Genomic DNA, 12,951 nt, shown 5'->3' with positions numbered 1-12,951 from the left:
ACAATAAAGCAGACGAGGGGAGGCCGGATCGCTATAGTTACACCTGTCTCCTCCAATTCTCCTCCTTAAGAAGATTGGATTCAGCCCGCAACCTCCGGTTCGCGGGCTTTTTTTTGTCCTGAGATTTTGTGCCGGGAATGGTTTCGCGCTTCTTGGTAAGATGTCGGCAAGCCCCATGCAGTCCTTGTAAAGATATCCATGTCCCAGACTCCCCCTGAACGCCCCGATACCCCTTGTGTTGCCGTTTGTTCCACCACTTTTGACGATGTTTGCCGCGGTTGCGGTCGCACCGTGTCGGAAGTCGCGCACTGGGTGTTCATGACCGAGCAGGAGAAGAACGCGGTCTGGATACGCATTACCGCCGAGGGATATCCGCGTCGCAAGTCCTAGGCGAACTCTGCATCTGCATGCGCCATGCATCACAACCAACGGAGTAGAGACCATGATCCAGAAACGAATCGCCTGTACCGCTGTTTCCGCCTTGCTGCTGGCCGCCTTGACCGCCTGCGGCTCGATGCCGGCCGCGACCACCGCCAATAGCATTCCGGAAATTCCAGTGCCGGCACAAGTGAGCTTGCCGGCTGCGAGCACCGCCTTGCTGGTGCTCGACATCAACACGGCCGTCTGCCAGCCGAACCCGGCCTGCATGAACACTGTGCCGGCTGTTGCTGCGTTGATCGCCAAGGCGCGTGCGGCGAATGTGCCGGTGCTGTACTCGACGACCGTCAGCCCTTCCGGACCCCCGCTGACCCTCGCTCAAGTGGCGCCACAGGCCGGTGAGCCGGTGGTGTCGACGCGCGCCAATAAATTCACGGGCACCAATCTGGAAGAATTGTTGAAGCAAAAGAAAGCGGAGACGCTGGTGATCGTCGGTAGTGCCGCCAACGGCGCCGTGATGTACACCTCGTTCCATGCCAACACGCGCGGTTTCACGGTGGTGGTGGCGGAAGACGGCATCTCGAGCCCGGCCCCGATCAATACCGTGCTGGCGCGCTACCAGTTGCTGAACCAGCCGGGCTTCATCAATGCGGCCAACACGCCGTTGGCCGACAAGAAGGTCACGCTGAGCCGCGGCGACCTGATTACGTTCAAATAACGCCGGAGTCGGCGGCGGTAGCGCCAAAAAACGGCATGCCTGCCTTGCGCAGCATGCCGGTCAGCGCGATCATCGGCAATCCGGTCAGGGCGGTAGGATCGGTGCTGTCGATCCTTTCCAGGATGGCGATCCCAAGTCCCTCGTTCTTGGCGCTGCCGGCGCAATCGTAAGGCTGTTCGATGCGCAGGTAGGCGTCCAGCTCGGCATCCGGCAGATCGCGGAAAGTGACGAAGGTCTGGATATTCTCGATCTGAATGACTGGGGCTTCGGGGCGACGGTGATCCGACAGGCACAGCGCCGTATGGAAAATCACGCGGCGGCCGCGCATCTTGAGGAGTTGCTGCAAGGCATTGGCATGGTTGCCGGGTTTGCCGATCTGTTCGCCGTCCAGCGTAGCGACCTGGTCCGAGCTGATGATCAGCGCGTCAGGATGGTGTTGCGCGATCGCGTCGCCTTTCTGACGGGCCAGGCGCAGGGCGGTGCTTTCCGGGCTTTCGCCTGCTGCGGGGGTTTCGTCGATGTCGGGCGCAATGACCTCAAAAGGCAATTGCAAACGAGACAACAGCTCGCGCCGGTAGATCGAGCTGGAGGCCAGGATGAGGCGGGGCAGGGGGAGGGTTTTGGGCATTATGCGACAGCAAGGTGGCGGCGTTGGCGAAAAATACGCTAACACTTTGACGAATAAGGGAAAACGCTGTTATTATCGCAGGTTTTCCGGATTCAGCTTTCGCCATGAGTGCTTTTGTGATCGACGCATTTCAATTTAGTCGGCTCAAAGAGCAGGCCGAAGGCGAACTCGCGGTGGCCGATATGGCGCGCCTGGCGAGCGAAACGGTCGATCGTGCCGGCGTCATTGAATGGGCGCTGAGCGGCGGTGCCGACAAGCTCGGTCACCCGCAATTGAAGCTTTCCGTCTCCGGCCAGGTCAACCTGGTGTGCCAGCGATGCCTGACTGCGATGTCTTTCGAACTGTCGTCCGAGTCGGTGCTGGTATTGGCCAAGGATGAAGAATCAGCCGACGCCATCGAAGAAGTGCTCGACGACGAATCAATTGACGTGATTGTCGGCGAGGCCGAGTTCAACGTCAGTTATCTGGTTGAGGATGAGGCTTTGCTTGCCTTGCCGGTAGCGCCCAAGCACGATGTCTGTCCTGCGCAAGCGATGGCGGAGTCGGGGGCGGCAGCGACCGAGAAGGTATCGCCGTTTTCGGTATTGAAGAATTTGAAGCAGTAAAAGAAGGTGGCGGGATGTTTCTGCCGGATGTAAGGATTCTCGGTTGGGCAGTGAGTTTGCTGGCCGGATATGTTAAAATTTTAGAACTTAAGATTCAGGAGTTATCATGGCTGTTCAGCAAAACAAAAAGACCCCATCGAAGCGCGGTATGCATCGTGCACACGATTTCCTGACAGCGCCACCGCTGGCAGTCGAGCCGACAACTGGTGAAACGCATCTGCGTCACCACATCAGCCCGAATGGTTTCTACCGTGGTCGCAAGGTCCTGAAGACCAAGAACGACGAGTAATCGGAAATTGCTGTTAAGGCAAAATGCGGCGCAATGAATTTTTCAATTGGCGCCGCTTTTTATATGCTGCTTCAGCTTAGCGCGTCATTTTGAATCGCGCCAAATCTGCCCCATAATGCGGGTTGGCAAGGCTCTGAATCAAAACAATGACCATCAAAATTTCCATTGACTGCATGGGCGGCGATCACGGCCCTTCAGTCACTATCCCAGCCGCCATTTCGTTTTTGCAGCGCGAGCCTGACGCCGAGTTGATATTGGTCGGCCAGGAAGAAGCGCTGCGCGCCGCTTTGCGCAAGCACAAGCAAGGCGATATTTCACGCATACACGTTCAGCACGCCGCCGAAGTCGTCACCATGGACGACTCGATCGAGGTTGCCCTGCGCCGCAAGAAGGATTCGTCCATGCGCGTCGCGGTCAACCTGGTCAAGGAAGGGCAGGCCAGCGCGGCTGTTTCCGCCGGCAATACCGGTGCGCTGATGGCGGTCTCGCGTTACGTGCTGAAAACTATCCCGGGCGTTGATCGTCCGGCGATCTGCACGATTCTCCCCAATCAGAAGGACGGTCCGACCTACATGCTCGACCTCGGCGCCAACGTCGATTGCGAGCCGCAGCATTTGCATCAGTTCGCGCTGATGGGTTCTGCGCTGGTGTCGGCCATGGAAGGCAAGCCGCGCCCTACGGTCGGTCTGCTCAACGTCGGCGAAGAAGAAATCAAGGGCAATGAAGTGGTCAAGCAGACTGCCGAGTTGCTCCATGCGGATCACGAAAAAGGTCTGATCAATTTCTACGGCAACGTCGAAGGCAATGATATCTTCGAAGGCACCACCGACATCGTGGTGTGCGACGGCTTTGTCGGCAACGTCACGCTGAAGGCCTCCGAAGGCCTGGGGCGTTTCGTCAAGATCGTGCTCACTACGGAATTCAAAAAAGGCTTCTTCAATAAGCTCGGCGCCCTGATTGCTTACGGCGCCATCAAGGCGCTGTCGCGTCGTCTCAATCCATCCCGCTACAATGGCGCCAGCCTGCTCGGCTTGCGCGGCCTGGTGTTCAAGAGCCATGGCGGCGCCGATGCGTATGCTTTTGAATGGGCAATTCAACGTGCCTACGATGCAGCCAAATATGACGTGCTGTCGCGCATCACGACCACTATCGCCGAGCTGATTCCACAGGCGGAAGGTGCAGTCGAGCGCGTTAATGCAATCACACCATCAACCGATCTAACAGAACAGAAAACGGTATGACTCTTTATAGCAAAATTGTCGGCACCGGCAGTTACCTGCCACCCAAGCGCGTGACCAACGACGAGTTGGCGCAGGAGCTTGCAAAGAAGGGCATCGAGACTTCCGACGAATGGATTTTTTCGCGTAGCGGCATTTCCGCGCGCCACTACGCCGAAGCCGACGTGCTCTCGAGCGACCTCGCCGTGGCGGCCTCGCAGCGTGCGCTGGAAGCAGCCGGTTTGCAAGCCAATGACATCGACCTGATTATCCTGGCGACATCGACGCCGGACCATCTAGGCGGTTTTCCAAGCACGGCTTGTGTCGTGCAGCGCAAGCTGGGCATCAATAACGGCGGCGCTGCGATGGACGTGCAGGCGGTATGCAGCGGCTTCGTGTACGCGATGTCGGTGGCGGACAGCTTCATCAAGACCGGCATGCACAAGAACGTGCTGGTGATCGGCGCGGAAGTGTTTTCGCGCATCCTGAATTTTGAAGACCGCACCACCTGCGTGCTGTTCGGCGACGGCGCCGGCGCGATCGTCATGACGGCGTCAAAAGAGCCCGGTATTCTCGCGGCGAAATTGCATGCCGATGGCAGCCACGGCCACATCCTGTGCGTGCCGGGCAACGTCAATGACGGCGCAGTCGCCGGCAATGCCTATCTGTACATGGACGGCCCTGCAGTGTTCAAGCTGGCGGTGTCGGTGTTGGACAAGGTGGCGCGTGAAGTGCTGGAGATCGCCAAGGTGGATGCGAAAGAAATCGACTGGCTGATTCCGCATCAGGCCAATATTCGCATCATGCAGGGCACGGCCAAGAAACTCGGCCTGCCGCTGGAAAAAATGGTGGTGACCGTCGACGAGCACGGCAACACATCGGCCGCCTCGATTCCGCTTGCGTTGGACCAGGCGGTGCGCGACGGTCGCGTCAAGCCGGGCCAGAACGTCATGATGGAAGGCGTCGGCGGCGGTTTCACCTGGGGCGCCGTGCTGGCGCGCATGTAAGCCGGCTGCAGCCGGCTTTGAACTGATTTTTCAACGACAAAATAGAGCATGACAACATTTGCTTTTGTTTTTCCGGGCCAAGGTTCCCAGGCCATCGGAATGCTGAATGGATTTGCCGACAATGAAGTGGTCAAAGCGACCGTTGCGGAAGCTTCCGACGCGCTGCAATTCGATCTCGGCAAGCTGATCGCCGAAGGTCCGAAAGAGGATCTCGACCTGACCACCAATACCCAGCCAGTCATGCTGACTGCGGCGGTGGCGTTCTACCGCGCCTGGCTCGCTGCCGGCGGCAAGGCCCCGGCGCTGGTCGCCGGCCACAGCCTGGGCGAATATTCCGCTCTCGTGGCGGCCGGTGTGATCGCGTTCAAGGACGCCGTGCCGCTGGTGCGTTTCCGTGCGCAAGCCATGCAGGAAGCCGTGCCGGTCGGGCAGGGCGGCATGGCGGCGATCCTCGGCCTGTCGGACGATGACGTGCGCGCCGCCTGCGCCGAAGCTGCGCAGGGCGACGTGGTCGAAGCCGTCAATTACAATTCACCGGCGCAAGTAGTGATCGCCGGCAGCAAGGCCGCAGTTGAGCGCGCCTGCGAAATCGCCAAGACCAAGGGCGCCAAGCGCGCGCTGGTGTTGCCGGTTTCGGCGCCGTTCCATTCGTCGCTGCTCAAGCCGGCCTCGGATCGTCTGCAGGAATACCTCGCCGGTGTGCCGTTCTCGGCGCCGCAGATTCCGCTGATCAACAATGTCGACGTCGCCATCGTCAACGATCCTGCCGGCATCAAGGATGCGCTGGTGCGTCAGGCGGCCAGCGCCGTGCGTTGGGTCGAGACCGTGCAAAAGATGTCGACGGAAGGCATCACCCACGTGGTCGAATGCGGTCCCGGCAAGGTATTGGCCGGTTTGACCAAGCGTATCAACGGAGATCTGGTCGGCGAGGCAATCGTTGATCAGGTGTCCCTGGACAAAGTACTGGAGCTGCTCAAGTGAGTGAACAAAATTCCCAAAATTTGCAAAATCAAATCGCGCTGGTGACCGGCGCTTCCCGCGGCATCGGACGCGCCATTGCGCTGGAGCTGGTGCGCCAGGGCGCGAAAGTCGTCGGCACGGCAACCTCGGCCGCCGGCGCTGCGGCCATCAGCGAATACCTCGAGCAGGCGCAGCCTGGTTGCGGCAAGGGCGTGGTCCTCAACGTCAATGACGCCGCTGCCTGCATCGCCGTCATTGACGACGTGCAAAAAGAATTCGGCGGTCTCTCGATCCTGGTCAACAATGCCGGCATCACGCAAGACCAACTGGCCATGCGCATGAAAGACGAAGAGTGGGATAATGTCATTGCGACCAACCTGACCGCGGTCGGACGTCTGTCGCGTGCAGTCTTGCGCGGCATGATGAAGGCGCGCAACGGCCGTATCATCAACATCACGTCGGTGGTCGGTTCGGCGGGCAACTCGGGACAAATGAACTACGCTGCGGCGAAGGCCGGGGTGGCAGGCATGAGCCGTGCGCTGGCGCGTGAAATCGGCAGCCGCAACATTACCGTCAACTGCATCGCGCCGGGTTTCATCGATACCGACATGACCAAGGTGCTGGGCGAGCAGCAGACCGCCGCCTTGCTGCAGCAGATTCCACTGGGTCGCCTGGGTGCCCCGGAGGACATCGCAGCGGCGGTGGCATTCCTGGCATCGCCGCAAGCGGCCTACATTACCGGCACGACCTTGCATGTCAATGGCGGCATGTACATGAATTAAGCGTCTTTGGACGCAGATCGCAGCAACTTACTTATTCTTGTCGAGAATACTTAAAAGTAAATTTTTAGCGTGCAAACCTGATAAAATGCGCGCACTTTTGTAACCTATCCACTGGAGGCATTTATGTCCGATATCGAACAACGCGTTAAAAAGATCGTCGCTGAACAACTGGGCGTCGCAGAAGCAGACATCAAGACAGAATCGTCGTTCGTGGACGATCTGGGCGCTGACTCGCTCGACACAGTCGAACTGGTCATGGCGCTGGAAGATGAGTTCGAAATGGAAATCCCTGACGAACAAGCTGAAAAGATTACAACCGTGCAACAGGCGATCGATTACGCCAAGGCACACGTCAAGGCCTAAGCTGGTTTTGAACGACTCTAGGAGAATTGCTTGAGCCGCTCACGTGAACGTCGTGTAGTCATTACCGGTCTCGGTTGCATTTCACCCGTTGGCAATTCGATTGCCGACGCGTGGGGCGCAGTCAAGGAAGGTAAGTCGGGCATTGCCACCATCACCAAGTTTGACGCCACTCCTTTTTCTACGCATTTTGCGGGAGAAGTGAAGGGCTTCAACATCGAAGATTACATCCCCGCCAAAGAAGCGCGCCACATGGATACGTTTATCCATTTCGGCATGGCGGCGGGCATGCAGGCCTTTCAGGACAGCGGCCTGGTAGTCACCGATGAAAACGCCGAGCGTATCGGCGTCATCATCGGTTCCGGTATCGGTGGCTTGCCGCTGATCGAGCAGACCCATGAAGAGCTGACCAATCGCGGCCCGCGCCGCATCAGCCCGTTCTTCATCCCGGCTTCGATCATCAATATGATTTCCGGCAACTTGTCCATCAAGTACGGTCTGAAGGGCCCTAATCTGGCCATCGTGACAGCTTGCACGACAGGTTTGCATTGCATCGGCTCCGCCAGCCGCATGATTCAGTACGGCGATGCCGACGTGATGATTGCCGGCGGCGCCGAGTCCAGCGTTTCGCCGCTGGGTATCGGCGGCTTCGCTTCGGCGCGCGCGCTGTCTACCCGCAACGACGATCCGGCGACTGCGTCCCGTCCATGGGACAAGGATCGCGACGGTTTCGTGCTGGGTGAAGGCGCAGGCGTCATGGTGCTGGAAGAGTACGAGCACGCCAAGGCGCGCGGCGCCAAGATCTATGCAGAAGTGCTGGGTTTTGGCATGAGCGGCGACGCTTACCACATGACTGCTCCGAGCCTGGACGGCCCGCGCCGTTGCGTGGTGTCGGCCTTGCGCGATGCCGGCGTAAATGCTGACGAAGTCCAGTATCTGAACGCACACGGTACATCCACGCCTCTGGGCGACAAGAATGAAACCGATGCAATCAAGGCTGCCTTCGGCGAGCATGCTTACAAGATGGTCGTCAATTCCACCAAGTCCATGACCGGCCATCTTTTGGGCGGTGCGGGCGGGCTGGAATCGGTGTTCACCGTGCTGGCATTGCACAATCAGATCTCTCCTCCGACGATCAACATCTTCAATCAGGATCCGGAGTGCGATCTTGACTACTGCGCCAACCAGGCGCGCGACATGAAGATCGATATCGCCGTCAAGAATTCGTTCGGATTCGGCGGCACCAACGGCACTTTGGTGTTCGGCAAGGTATAAGAACCTGGCCCGGCTTTCGAAAGAAAGCCGGGTTTTGCTTTTCCACTCCCCCTCCATTCCTATGTCGATAGCAGTCTCTGCGGATATCAAACCTTCCCGTCTGCTTTTGATCATGATGGCGGCTGCGGCTGTCGCTGTTGCCCTCATCGGCGTTATTTTTGCTTTCGCCCTGGTCGGGCAATTGTCTTTCGTGTTCAGGATGTCGCTTGCCGGGGCATGTATCGTCGCGGCAATCCTTGTGTTCTGGCTGGTGCTGAAGAACCGCAAGACGGTTTGGTTGCATATTTCCGGCACCGGGCAGATCCGGCTGGTCGAGCATCACGCGGTGGTGCGCGTCAAACCAGGTTCGCAAGTCATGAGCGGGGGACTGGCGCAGTTGCTGGCCGGATCAACCGTCTGGCCGAACCTGCTGTTGTTGCGGTTAAGGCTGGAAAATGGCCGGGTCCGGACTATTCCGGTATTGCCCGACTCTGTTCCCCAAGAAACTTTTCGGGCGCTGCAAGTGGCTTGTCGATGGGTTGCAAGTCATAATAACGACGCCTGATGGCATGCCCTCTACAAAAAAATCGAAAAGATAGTACGCTTACTGAATTTATTGCTTCGAAATGGATCAATGGTTCGGTTTGCGCAGAAATGATAAAAAAACAAGGAAACTGGATTTGACGACGGAACGCGAAATTGATCAACTGCTTGTCGAGCGTGTACAGCGTGGCGATAAGAAGGCGTTCGAGCTATTAGTTGCCAAATATCAACGGAAACTGATGCGGCTCGTATCGCGCCTGGTGCGCGATCAGGCGGAAGCGGAAGATGTCGTGCAGGAAGCTTTCATCAAGGCTTACCGCGCGCTGCCGCAATTCCGTGGCGATTCGGCGTTCTATACCTGGTTGTACCGGATCGGTATCAACACGGCCAAGAACTACCTTGTGACCATGGGCAGAAGGGCGCCGACGTCAACTGAAGCAGATGCAGAAGAGGCTGAAACTTTTGACGACGGAGAGCACCTAAGAGACATCAATACTCCCGAGTCGATGCTGGCGACCAAGCAGATTGCCCAAACGGTCAACGTTGCGATGGAAGCCTTGCCCGAAGAATTGCGGACCGCGATTACCCTGCGCGAAATAGAGGGTTTGAGCTACGACGAGATCGCCGACGCCATGGGTTGCCCCATCGGTACGGTGCGCAGCCGGATTTTCCGGGCGCGCGAGGCGATCGCGGAAAAGCTGCGGCCGCTGCTTGGAACGGCGCTGGACAAGCGCTGGTAGGCTGTTTTTAAGCTGCATTTGTAAGCTGTATTTGTAAGCTGTACTTGAAGCACGGGAGTTATGCGTTATATGACGTCGTAGACGTCAGTAAAAGACATAAAAATAAGAGCGGGTGATGGAACTGAAATTTTGTGGCCGGGTGACTACTTATGGATACCAAAGAAATTAGCAGAGAAAAAATTTCGGCATTGGCCGACGGCGAGCTGGTTGACGCACATGTCAGCATGGCTCTCGCCGTTTTACGCCAGCCGGAAGAGCAGGTGACGTGGGATCTGTACCATCAGATCGGCGATGTCATGCGTTCGGAGGAAATGGCGTTTTCGCTCAGCGACGGCTTTGCCGCCAAAATGAGTGCGCGCCTTGACGCCGAACCGACGATCATCGCCCCACAGTTGATGACCACCACTGCCGAACAGATCATCGTTCCGGTGGCGGTGAATGACGCGACGGCTTCGAATGTCGTGTCGCTGGTGCCGGCGCGCAAGCGTTTCGTGCGCCGTTTCGTGATGCCGGGCGCTGCTGCAGCGGCAGCGATTGTCGCGGTTGTCCTGGTGACGGGACAGCAGCAGTCGACGACATTGGCCAGCGCTCCGGCGCCGGTTGTGTCGACGGCAGCGACGGCCACTGTGCCGTCGGCGATCACGACTGTGGCTGCAACGTCGTCCGTACCGCAAGGTGTGGCGTCGATTAACAGTCTGGCGCAACAGGGTGAAGTCGCACGCGATGCGCGTATCGACGACTATCTGCTGGCGCATCAGCGCTTCTCGCCTTCGATGTACAGTTCGGCCCAATACGCCCGTTCGGCGGCTTTCGCAATTGACTCAGATAAATAATATGCGGCAGACACAAGGTTTGCTCCGGGTCGTTCTTTTTATTTCGGCATTTGTAGCATTCTCCGCCCAGGCGGAGAATGCATTGCCGACAAAAGTAAACAACAATCAGGATGCGCAGGTCTTACTAAAAAAAATACAATCCGCAGCGCAGCGGCTCAACTATTCAGGTACGTTCGTCTACCAGCAGTCCAATCAGATGCGCACTTCGCGCATCACCCACATTTTGTCCGGCAAAAACGAAATCGAGAAATTGGAAGTCCTCGATGGCAAGCCGCGTGAATATATCCGCAACAATGACGATGTGGCCTGTTACGTTCCCGAGGCGAAAACCGTCCTGATCGAAAAGCGGGTCACGCGCGACGTCTTCCCCGCCATCCTTGCAGCCAATCCCACCGACCTGGTGGATTACTACAGCGTCAAAATGGGTGAGACCGGCCGCGTCGCCGGTCACGATTGCCAGGCAGTGATCCTGGAGCCCAAGGATAAATTGCGTTACGGCTACAAGCTATGGGCCGACAAGGCGACCGGCTTGCTGTTGCGTGCGCAGACTTTTGACGCCAAGAACGATGTGGTGGAGCAGATTTCCTTTACCCAGATCGAAATCGGCAATATCGACCACAACCGCGTCAAGCCGAGCATCACCAACACCAATGGCTGGCACATCGAAAATTCGGTCATGAGCCAGGTCAACCTGTCGGGCTGGTCGGTCACGCCGCCGCCGGGGTTCAAGAAGATCCAGGAAGTCAAACGCCTCATTTCCGATACGCAAAATACCGGCGCGTCCGCAACGCAGCATGGCGTGACGACACAGCGCGAAGTGTCGCAGATCGTGTTTTCAGACGGGTTGGCGGCGATTTCCGTATTTATCGAGCCGGGTTCGCAGAGCCGTACCGAAGGCTCCATGCAGCAGGGCGCAATGAATATCGTGGGCCGCCGTCAAGGCGATTACTGGCTCACCGTGGTCGGTGAAGTGCCGGGTCCGGCGATTCGGCAAGTGTCGAATTCCATAGAATTCAAATCCAAATAATACGAAAAATACCAATGATGATTCCCGCCAAGAAAATCTTGTTGTCGTCGCTGCTAAGCGCTTCCGCTCTCGCCTTGGCGCCGGCGCTGACTGGTTTGAGTGCCGCAGTCGCAGCGCCTGCCGTCGCCGGCCTGCCTGACTTCGCGGATATCGTCGATCGCACCGGTCCGGGCGTGGTCAACATCCGGACTACCGAACGCGTCAAGACCGGCCAGCCGCAAGCCGGTGCCGACGACGAAGAGATGCAGGAATTTTTCCGTCGCTTCTTCGGCGTGCCGATGCCGCGCCAGCAGCAACCCAATACGCCAAACACACCGCGTCCCAATCCTAACCGCAAGGGCGGCAGCGCTCAGCAGGAAGAAGTGCCGCGCGGCGTCGGTTCCGGTTTCATCATTTCGGCAGACGGTTACATCATGACCAACGCCCACGTGGTTGAAGGCGCCAGCGACGTCTACGTAACCCTGACCGACAAGCGCGAGTTCAAGGCCAAGATCATCGGTTCCGACACACGCACCGATGTGGCGTTGCTCAAGATTGACGGCAACAGCCTGCCGCGCCTGGTGATCGGCGACTCGGACAAGATCCGCGCCGGTGAATGGGTGCTGGCGATCGGCTCGCCGTTCGGCCTGGAAAACACCGTGACCGCCGGCATCATTTCCGCCAAGGCGCGCGACACCGGCGATTACCTGCCGCTGATTCAGACTGACGTCGCGGTCAATCCCGGTAATTCGGGTGGCCCGCTGATCAACCTGAAGGGCGAAGTGATCGGCATCAATTCACAGATTTACAGTCGTTCCGGCGGCTTCATGGGCATCTCTTTTGCAGTGCCCATCGATGAAGCGCTGCGCGTGTCCGATCAGCTGAAGGCTTCCGGTCGCGTGACGCGCGGTCGTATCGGTGTCCAAATCGGTGAAGTGACCAAGGATGTGGCCGAATCGCTGGGTCTGGCCAAGGCGCAAGGTGCCCTGGTGCAGCGTATTGAGCCAGGTGGCCCGGCAGAAAAGGGCGGCCTGGAAGCCGGCGACATCATCCTGAAATTCAATGGCACCGCCATTGAGAGGCCGAGCGATCTGCCCCGCATGGTCGGCGGCACCAAGCCGGGTTCGCGTGCGACGGTCAACATCTGGCGCAAGGGCAGTGCCCGTGATATCGCCGTGACCGTGGTGGAGATCGAAGCCGACAAGCCGGCCAAGGCGGAAGAGAAGAAGCCGAAGCAGGAAGTCACGCCGAATTCCCTGGGCCTGGTGGTCAGCGATCTGACTGATGCGCAGAAAAAAGAACTCAAGGTCGACAGCGGCGTGCTGGTGGAATCTGCAGTCGGCGTGGCGGCAGCAGCCGGGTTGCGAGCCGGTGACGTGGTCCAGCGCCTGAACGACGTCGATATCAAGGACGCCAAGCAATTCAACGGCCTGGTGGCCAAGCTGGATCCGAAGAAGCGCGCGGCAGTGCTGGTGCGTCGCGGCGACTCGTCACAGTTCGTGCCTCTGCGTCCAAGCGCCAGCGGCAACTGAGAATGCCGGGCGCAAGCCCGCGCCCGCGTCATTCTTTCAGCATGAAGGCTGCATACCCACGGGTTGCAGCCTTTGTTTTGTGATCTTCGCGACTGAACC

At 58.3% G+C, this 12,951-nt stretch carries 16 protein-coding genes; 15 read left to right on the top strand and 1 reads right to left on the bottom strand.

Annotated features, from left to right (window positions below):
- Positions 1-198 precede the first annotated feature (198 nt).
- Together ACIROW_RS06265 and ACIROW_RS06260 are read left to right on the top strand one after the other, a co-directional pair.
- Positions 199-390 (top strand): DUF1289 domain-containing protein, encoded by a 192-nt coding sequence (locus tag ACIROW_RS06265; RefSeq protein WP_402273119.1) that lies wholly within the window; start codon positions 199-201, stop codon positions 388-390.
- A gap of 52 nt (positions 391-442) precedes the next feature.
- Positions 443-1,096, top strand: coding sequence for an isochorismatase family protein (locus tag ACIROW_RS06260; RefSeq protein WP_402273117.1), 654 nt, complete (start codon positions 443-445; stop codon positions 1,094-1,096).
- On the opposite strand, the gene ACIROW_RS06255 is transcribed toward ACIROW_RS06260, so the two are convergent.
- A complete protein-coding gene (locus tag ACIROW_RS06255) occupies positions 1,089-1,724 on the bottom strand; it encodes a Maf-like protein (RefSeq protein ID WP_402273115.1) in 636 nt (211 codons plus the stop codon). The genes ACIROW_RS06260 and ACIROW_RS06255 overlap by 8 nt on opposite strands.
- A gap of 104 nt (positions 1,725-1,828) precedes the next feature.
- On the opposite strand from ACIROW_RS06255, the gene ACIROW_RS06250 reads away from it, so the two are divergent.
- The 13 genes from ACIROW_RS06250 to ACIROW_RS06190 all read left to right on the top strand — a co-directional run bounded on the left by ACIROW_RS06250 (position 1,829) and on the right by ACIROW_RS06190 (position 12,852).
- The gene (locus tag ACIROW_RS06250; RefSeq protein WP_402273113.1) at positions 1,829-2,329 is read left to right on the top strand and encodes a YceD family protein; all 501 of its coding nucleotides are present in this window, start codon (positions 1,829-1,831) and stop codon (positions 2,327-2,329) included.
- Between the two features lie 106 nt (positions 2,330-2,435).
- Positions 2,436-2,618 (top strand): 50S ribosomal protein L32, encoded by a 183-nt coding sequence (rpmF, locus tag ACIROW_RS06245; RefSeq protein ID WP_006463510.1) that lies wholly within the window; start codon positions 2,436-2,438, stop codon positions 2,616-2,618.
- Between the two features lie 146 nt (positions 2,619-2,764).
- The gene (gene plsX / locus ACIROW_RS06240) at positions 2,765-3,859 is read left to right on the top strand and encodes a phosphate acyltransferase PlsX (RefSeq protein ID WP_402273111.1); all 1,095 of its coding nucleotides are present in this window, start codon (positions 2,765-2,767) and stop codon (positions 3,857-3,859) included.
- Complete coding sequence (locus ACIROW_RS06235; protein ID WP_402273109.1) at positions 3,856-4,842, top strand: beta-ketoacyl-ACP synthase III; 987 nt, start codon at positions 3,856-3,858, stop codon at positions 4,840-4,842. Before plsX ends, ACIROW_RS06235 begins: the two co-directional genes overlap by 4 nt.
- Before the next feature lie 48 nt (positions 4,843-4,890).
- Positions 4,891-5,823, top strand: coding sequence for an ACP S-malonyltransferase (gene fabD / locus ACIROW_RS06230; RefSeq protein ID WP_402273106.1), 933 nt, complete (start codon positions 4,891-4,893; stop codon positions 5,821-5,823).
- Complete coding sequence (gene fabG, locus ACIROW_RS06225) at positions 5,820-6,584, top strand: 3-oxoacyl-ACP reductase FabG (protein WP_402273104.1); 765 nt, start codon at positions 5,820-5,822, stop codon at positions 6,582-6,584. The genes fabD and fabG overlap by 4 nt, the downstream gene beginning before the upstream one ends.
- Positions 6,585-6,707: 123 nt before the next feature.
- Positions 6,708-6,947: an acyl carrier protein gene (acpP, locus tag ACIROW_RS06220; RefSeq protein ID WP_007881445.1), complete on the top strand. Its 240-nt coding sequence runs from the start codon at positions 6,708-6,710 to the stop codon at positions 6,945-6,947.
- A 30-nt stretch (positions 6,948-6,977) separates the two neighbouring features.
- Positions 6,978-8,219: a beta-ketoacyl-ACP synthase II gene (gene fabF, locus ACIROW_RS06215; protein WP_402273102.1), complete on the top strand. Its 1,242-nt coding sequence runs from the start codon at positions 6,978-6,980 to the stop codon at positions 8,217-8,219.
- A gap of 61 nt (positions 8,220-8,280) precedes the next feature.
- The gene (locus ACIROW_RS06210; RefSeq protein WP_402273100.1) at positions 8,281-8,763 is read left to right on the top strand and encodes a protein YgfX; all 483 of its coding nucleotides are present in this window, start codon (positions 8,281-8,283) and stop codon (positions 8,761-8,763) included.
- A gap of 61 nt (positions 8,764-8,824) precedes the next feature.
- Complete coding sequence (rpoE, locus tag ACIROW_RS06205; protein ID WP_402273098.1) at positions 8,825-9,481, top strand: RNA polymerase sigma factor RpoE; 657 nt, start codon at positions 8,825-8,827, stop codon at positions 9,479-9,481.
- Between the two features lie 149 nt (positions 9,482-9,630).
- Complete coding sequence (locus tag ACIROW_RS06200; RefSeq protein ID WP_402273096.1) at positions 9,631-10,314, top strand: sigma-E factor negative regulatory protein; 684 nt, start codon at positions 9,631-9,633, stop codon at positions 10,312-10,314.
- 1 nt (position 10,315) lies between these two features.
- Positions 10,316-11,341 carry a MucB/RseB C-terminal domain-containing protein gene (locus tag ACIROW_RS06195; protein ID WP_402273835.1) on the top strand — a complete coding sequence of 342 codons (1,026 nt, stop codon included), beginning with the start codon at positions 10,316-10,318 and terminating at the stop codon, positions 11,339-11,341.
- A gap of 17 nt (positions 11,342-11,358) precedes the next feature.
- The gene (locus ACIROW_RS06190) at positions 11,359-12,852 is read left to right on the top strand and encodes a DegQ family serine endoprotease (RefSeq protein ID WP_402273832.1); all 1,494 of its coding nucleotides are present in this window, start codon (positions 11,359-11,361) and stop codon (positions 12,850-12,852) included.
- The last annotated feature ends 99 nt before the right edge of the window (positions 12,853-12,951 follow it).

Origin of the sequence: Herbaspirillum sp. NPDC101397, from assembly GCF_044767325.1 — a bacterium.
Classification (GTDB): domain Bacteria; phylum Pseudomonadota; class Gammaproteobacteria; order Burkholderiales; family Burkholderiaceae_D; genus Herbaspirillum.
The sequence above is the reverse complement of the archived record's forward strand: the minus strand, read 5'-3'. Positions and strand labels throughout refer to the sequence as shown.

Bases quoted from the DNA above. Each gene is read 5' to 3' on its own strand.
- ACIROW_RS06265 (WP_402273119.1), top strand. From the start codon at position 199: ATGTCCCAGACTCCCCCTGAACGCCCCGATACCCCTTGTGTTGCCGTT.
- ACIROW_RS06260 (WP_402273117.1), top strand. From the start codon at position 443: ATGATCCAGAAACGAATCGCCTGTACCGCTGTTTCCGCCTTGCTGCTG.
- ACIROW_RS06255 (WP_402273115.1), bottom strand. From the start codon at position 1,724: ATGCCCAAAACCCTCCCCCTGCCCCGCCTCATCCTGGCCTCCAGCTCG.
- ACIROW_RS06250 (WP_402273113.1), top strand. From the start codon at position 1,829: ATGAGTGCTTTTGTGATCGACGCATTTCAATTTAGTCGGCTCAAAGAG.
- rpmF (WP_006463510.1), top strand. From the start codon at position 2,436: ATGGCTGTTCAGCAAAACAAAAAGACCCCATCGAAGCGCGGTATGCAT.
- plsX (WP_402273111.1), top strand. From the start codon at position 2,765: ATGACCATCAAAATTTCCATTGACTGCATGGGCGGCGATCACGGCCCT.
- ACIROW_RS06235 (WP_402273109.1), top strand. From the start codon at position 3,856: ATGACTCTTTATAGCAAAATTGTCGGCACCGGCAGTTACCTGCCACCC.
- fabD (WP_402273106.1), top strand. From the start codon at position 4,891: ATGACAACATTTGCTTTTGTTTTTCCGGGCCAAGGTTCCCAGGCCATC.
- acpP (WP_007881445.1), top strand. From the start codon at position 6,708: ATGTCCGATATCGAACAACGCGTTAAAAAGATCGTCGCTGAACAACTG.
- ACIROW_RS06210 (WP_402273100.1), top strand. From the start codon at position 8,281: ATGTCGATAGCAGTCTCTGCGGATATCAAACCTTCCCGTCTGCTTTTG.
- rpoE (WP_402273098.1), top strand. From the start codon at position 8,825: ATGGATCAATGGTTCGGTTTGCGCAGAAATGATAAAAAAACAAGGAAA.
- ACIROW_RS06200 (WP_402273096.1), top strand. From the start codon at position 9,631: ATGGATACCAAAGAAATTAGCAGAGAAAAAATTTCGGCATTGGCCGAC.
- ACIROW_RS06195 (WP_402273835.1), top strand. From the start codon at position 10,316: ATGCGGCAGACACAAGGTTTGCTCCGGGTCGTTCTTTTTATTTCGGCA.
- ACIROW_RS06190 (WP_402273832.1), top strand. From the start codon at position 11,359: ATGATTCCCGCCAAGAAAATCTTGTTGTCGTCGCTGCTAAGCGCTTCC.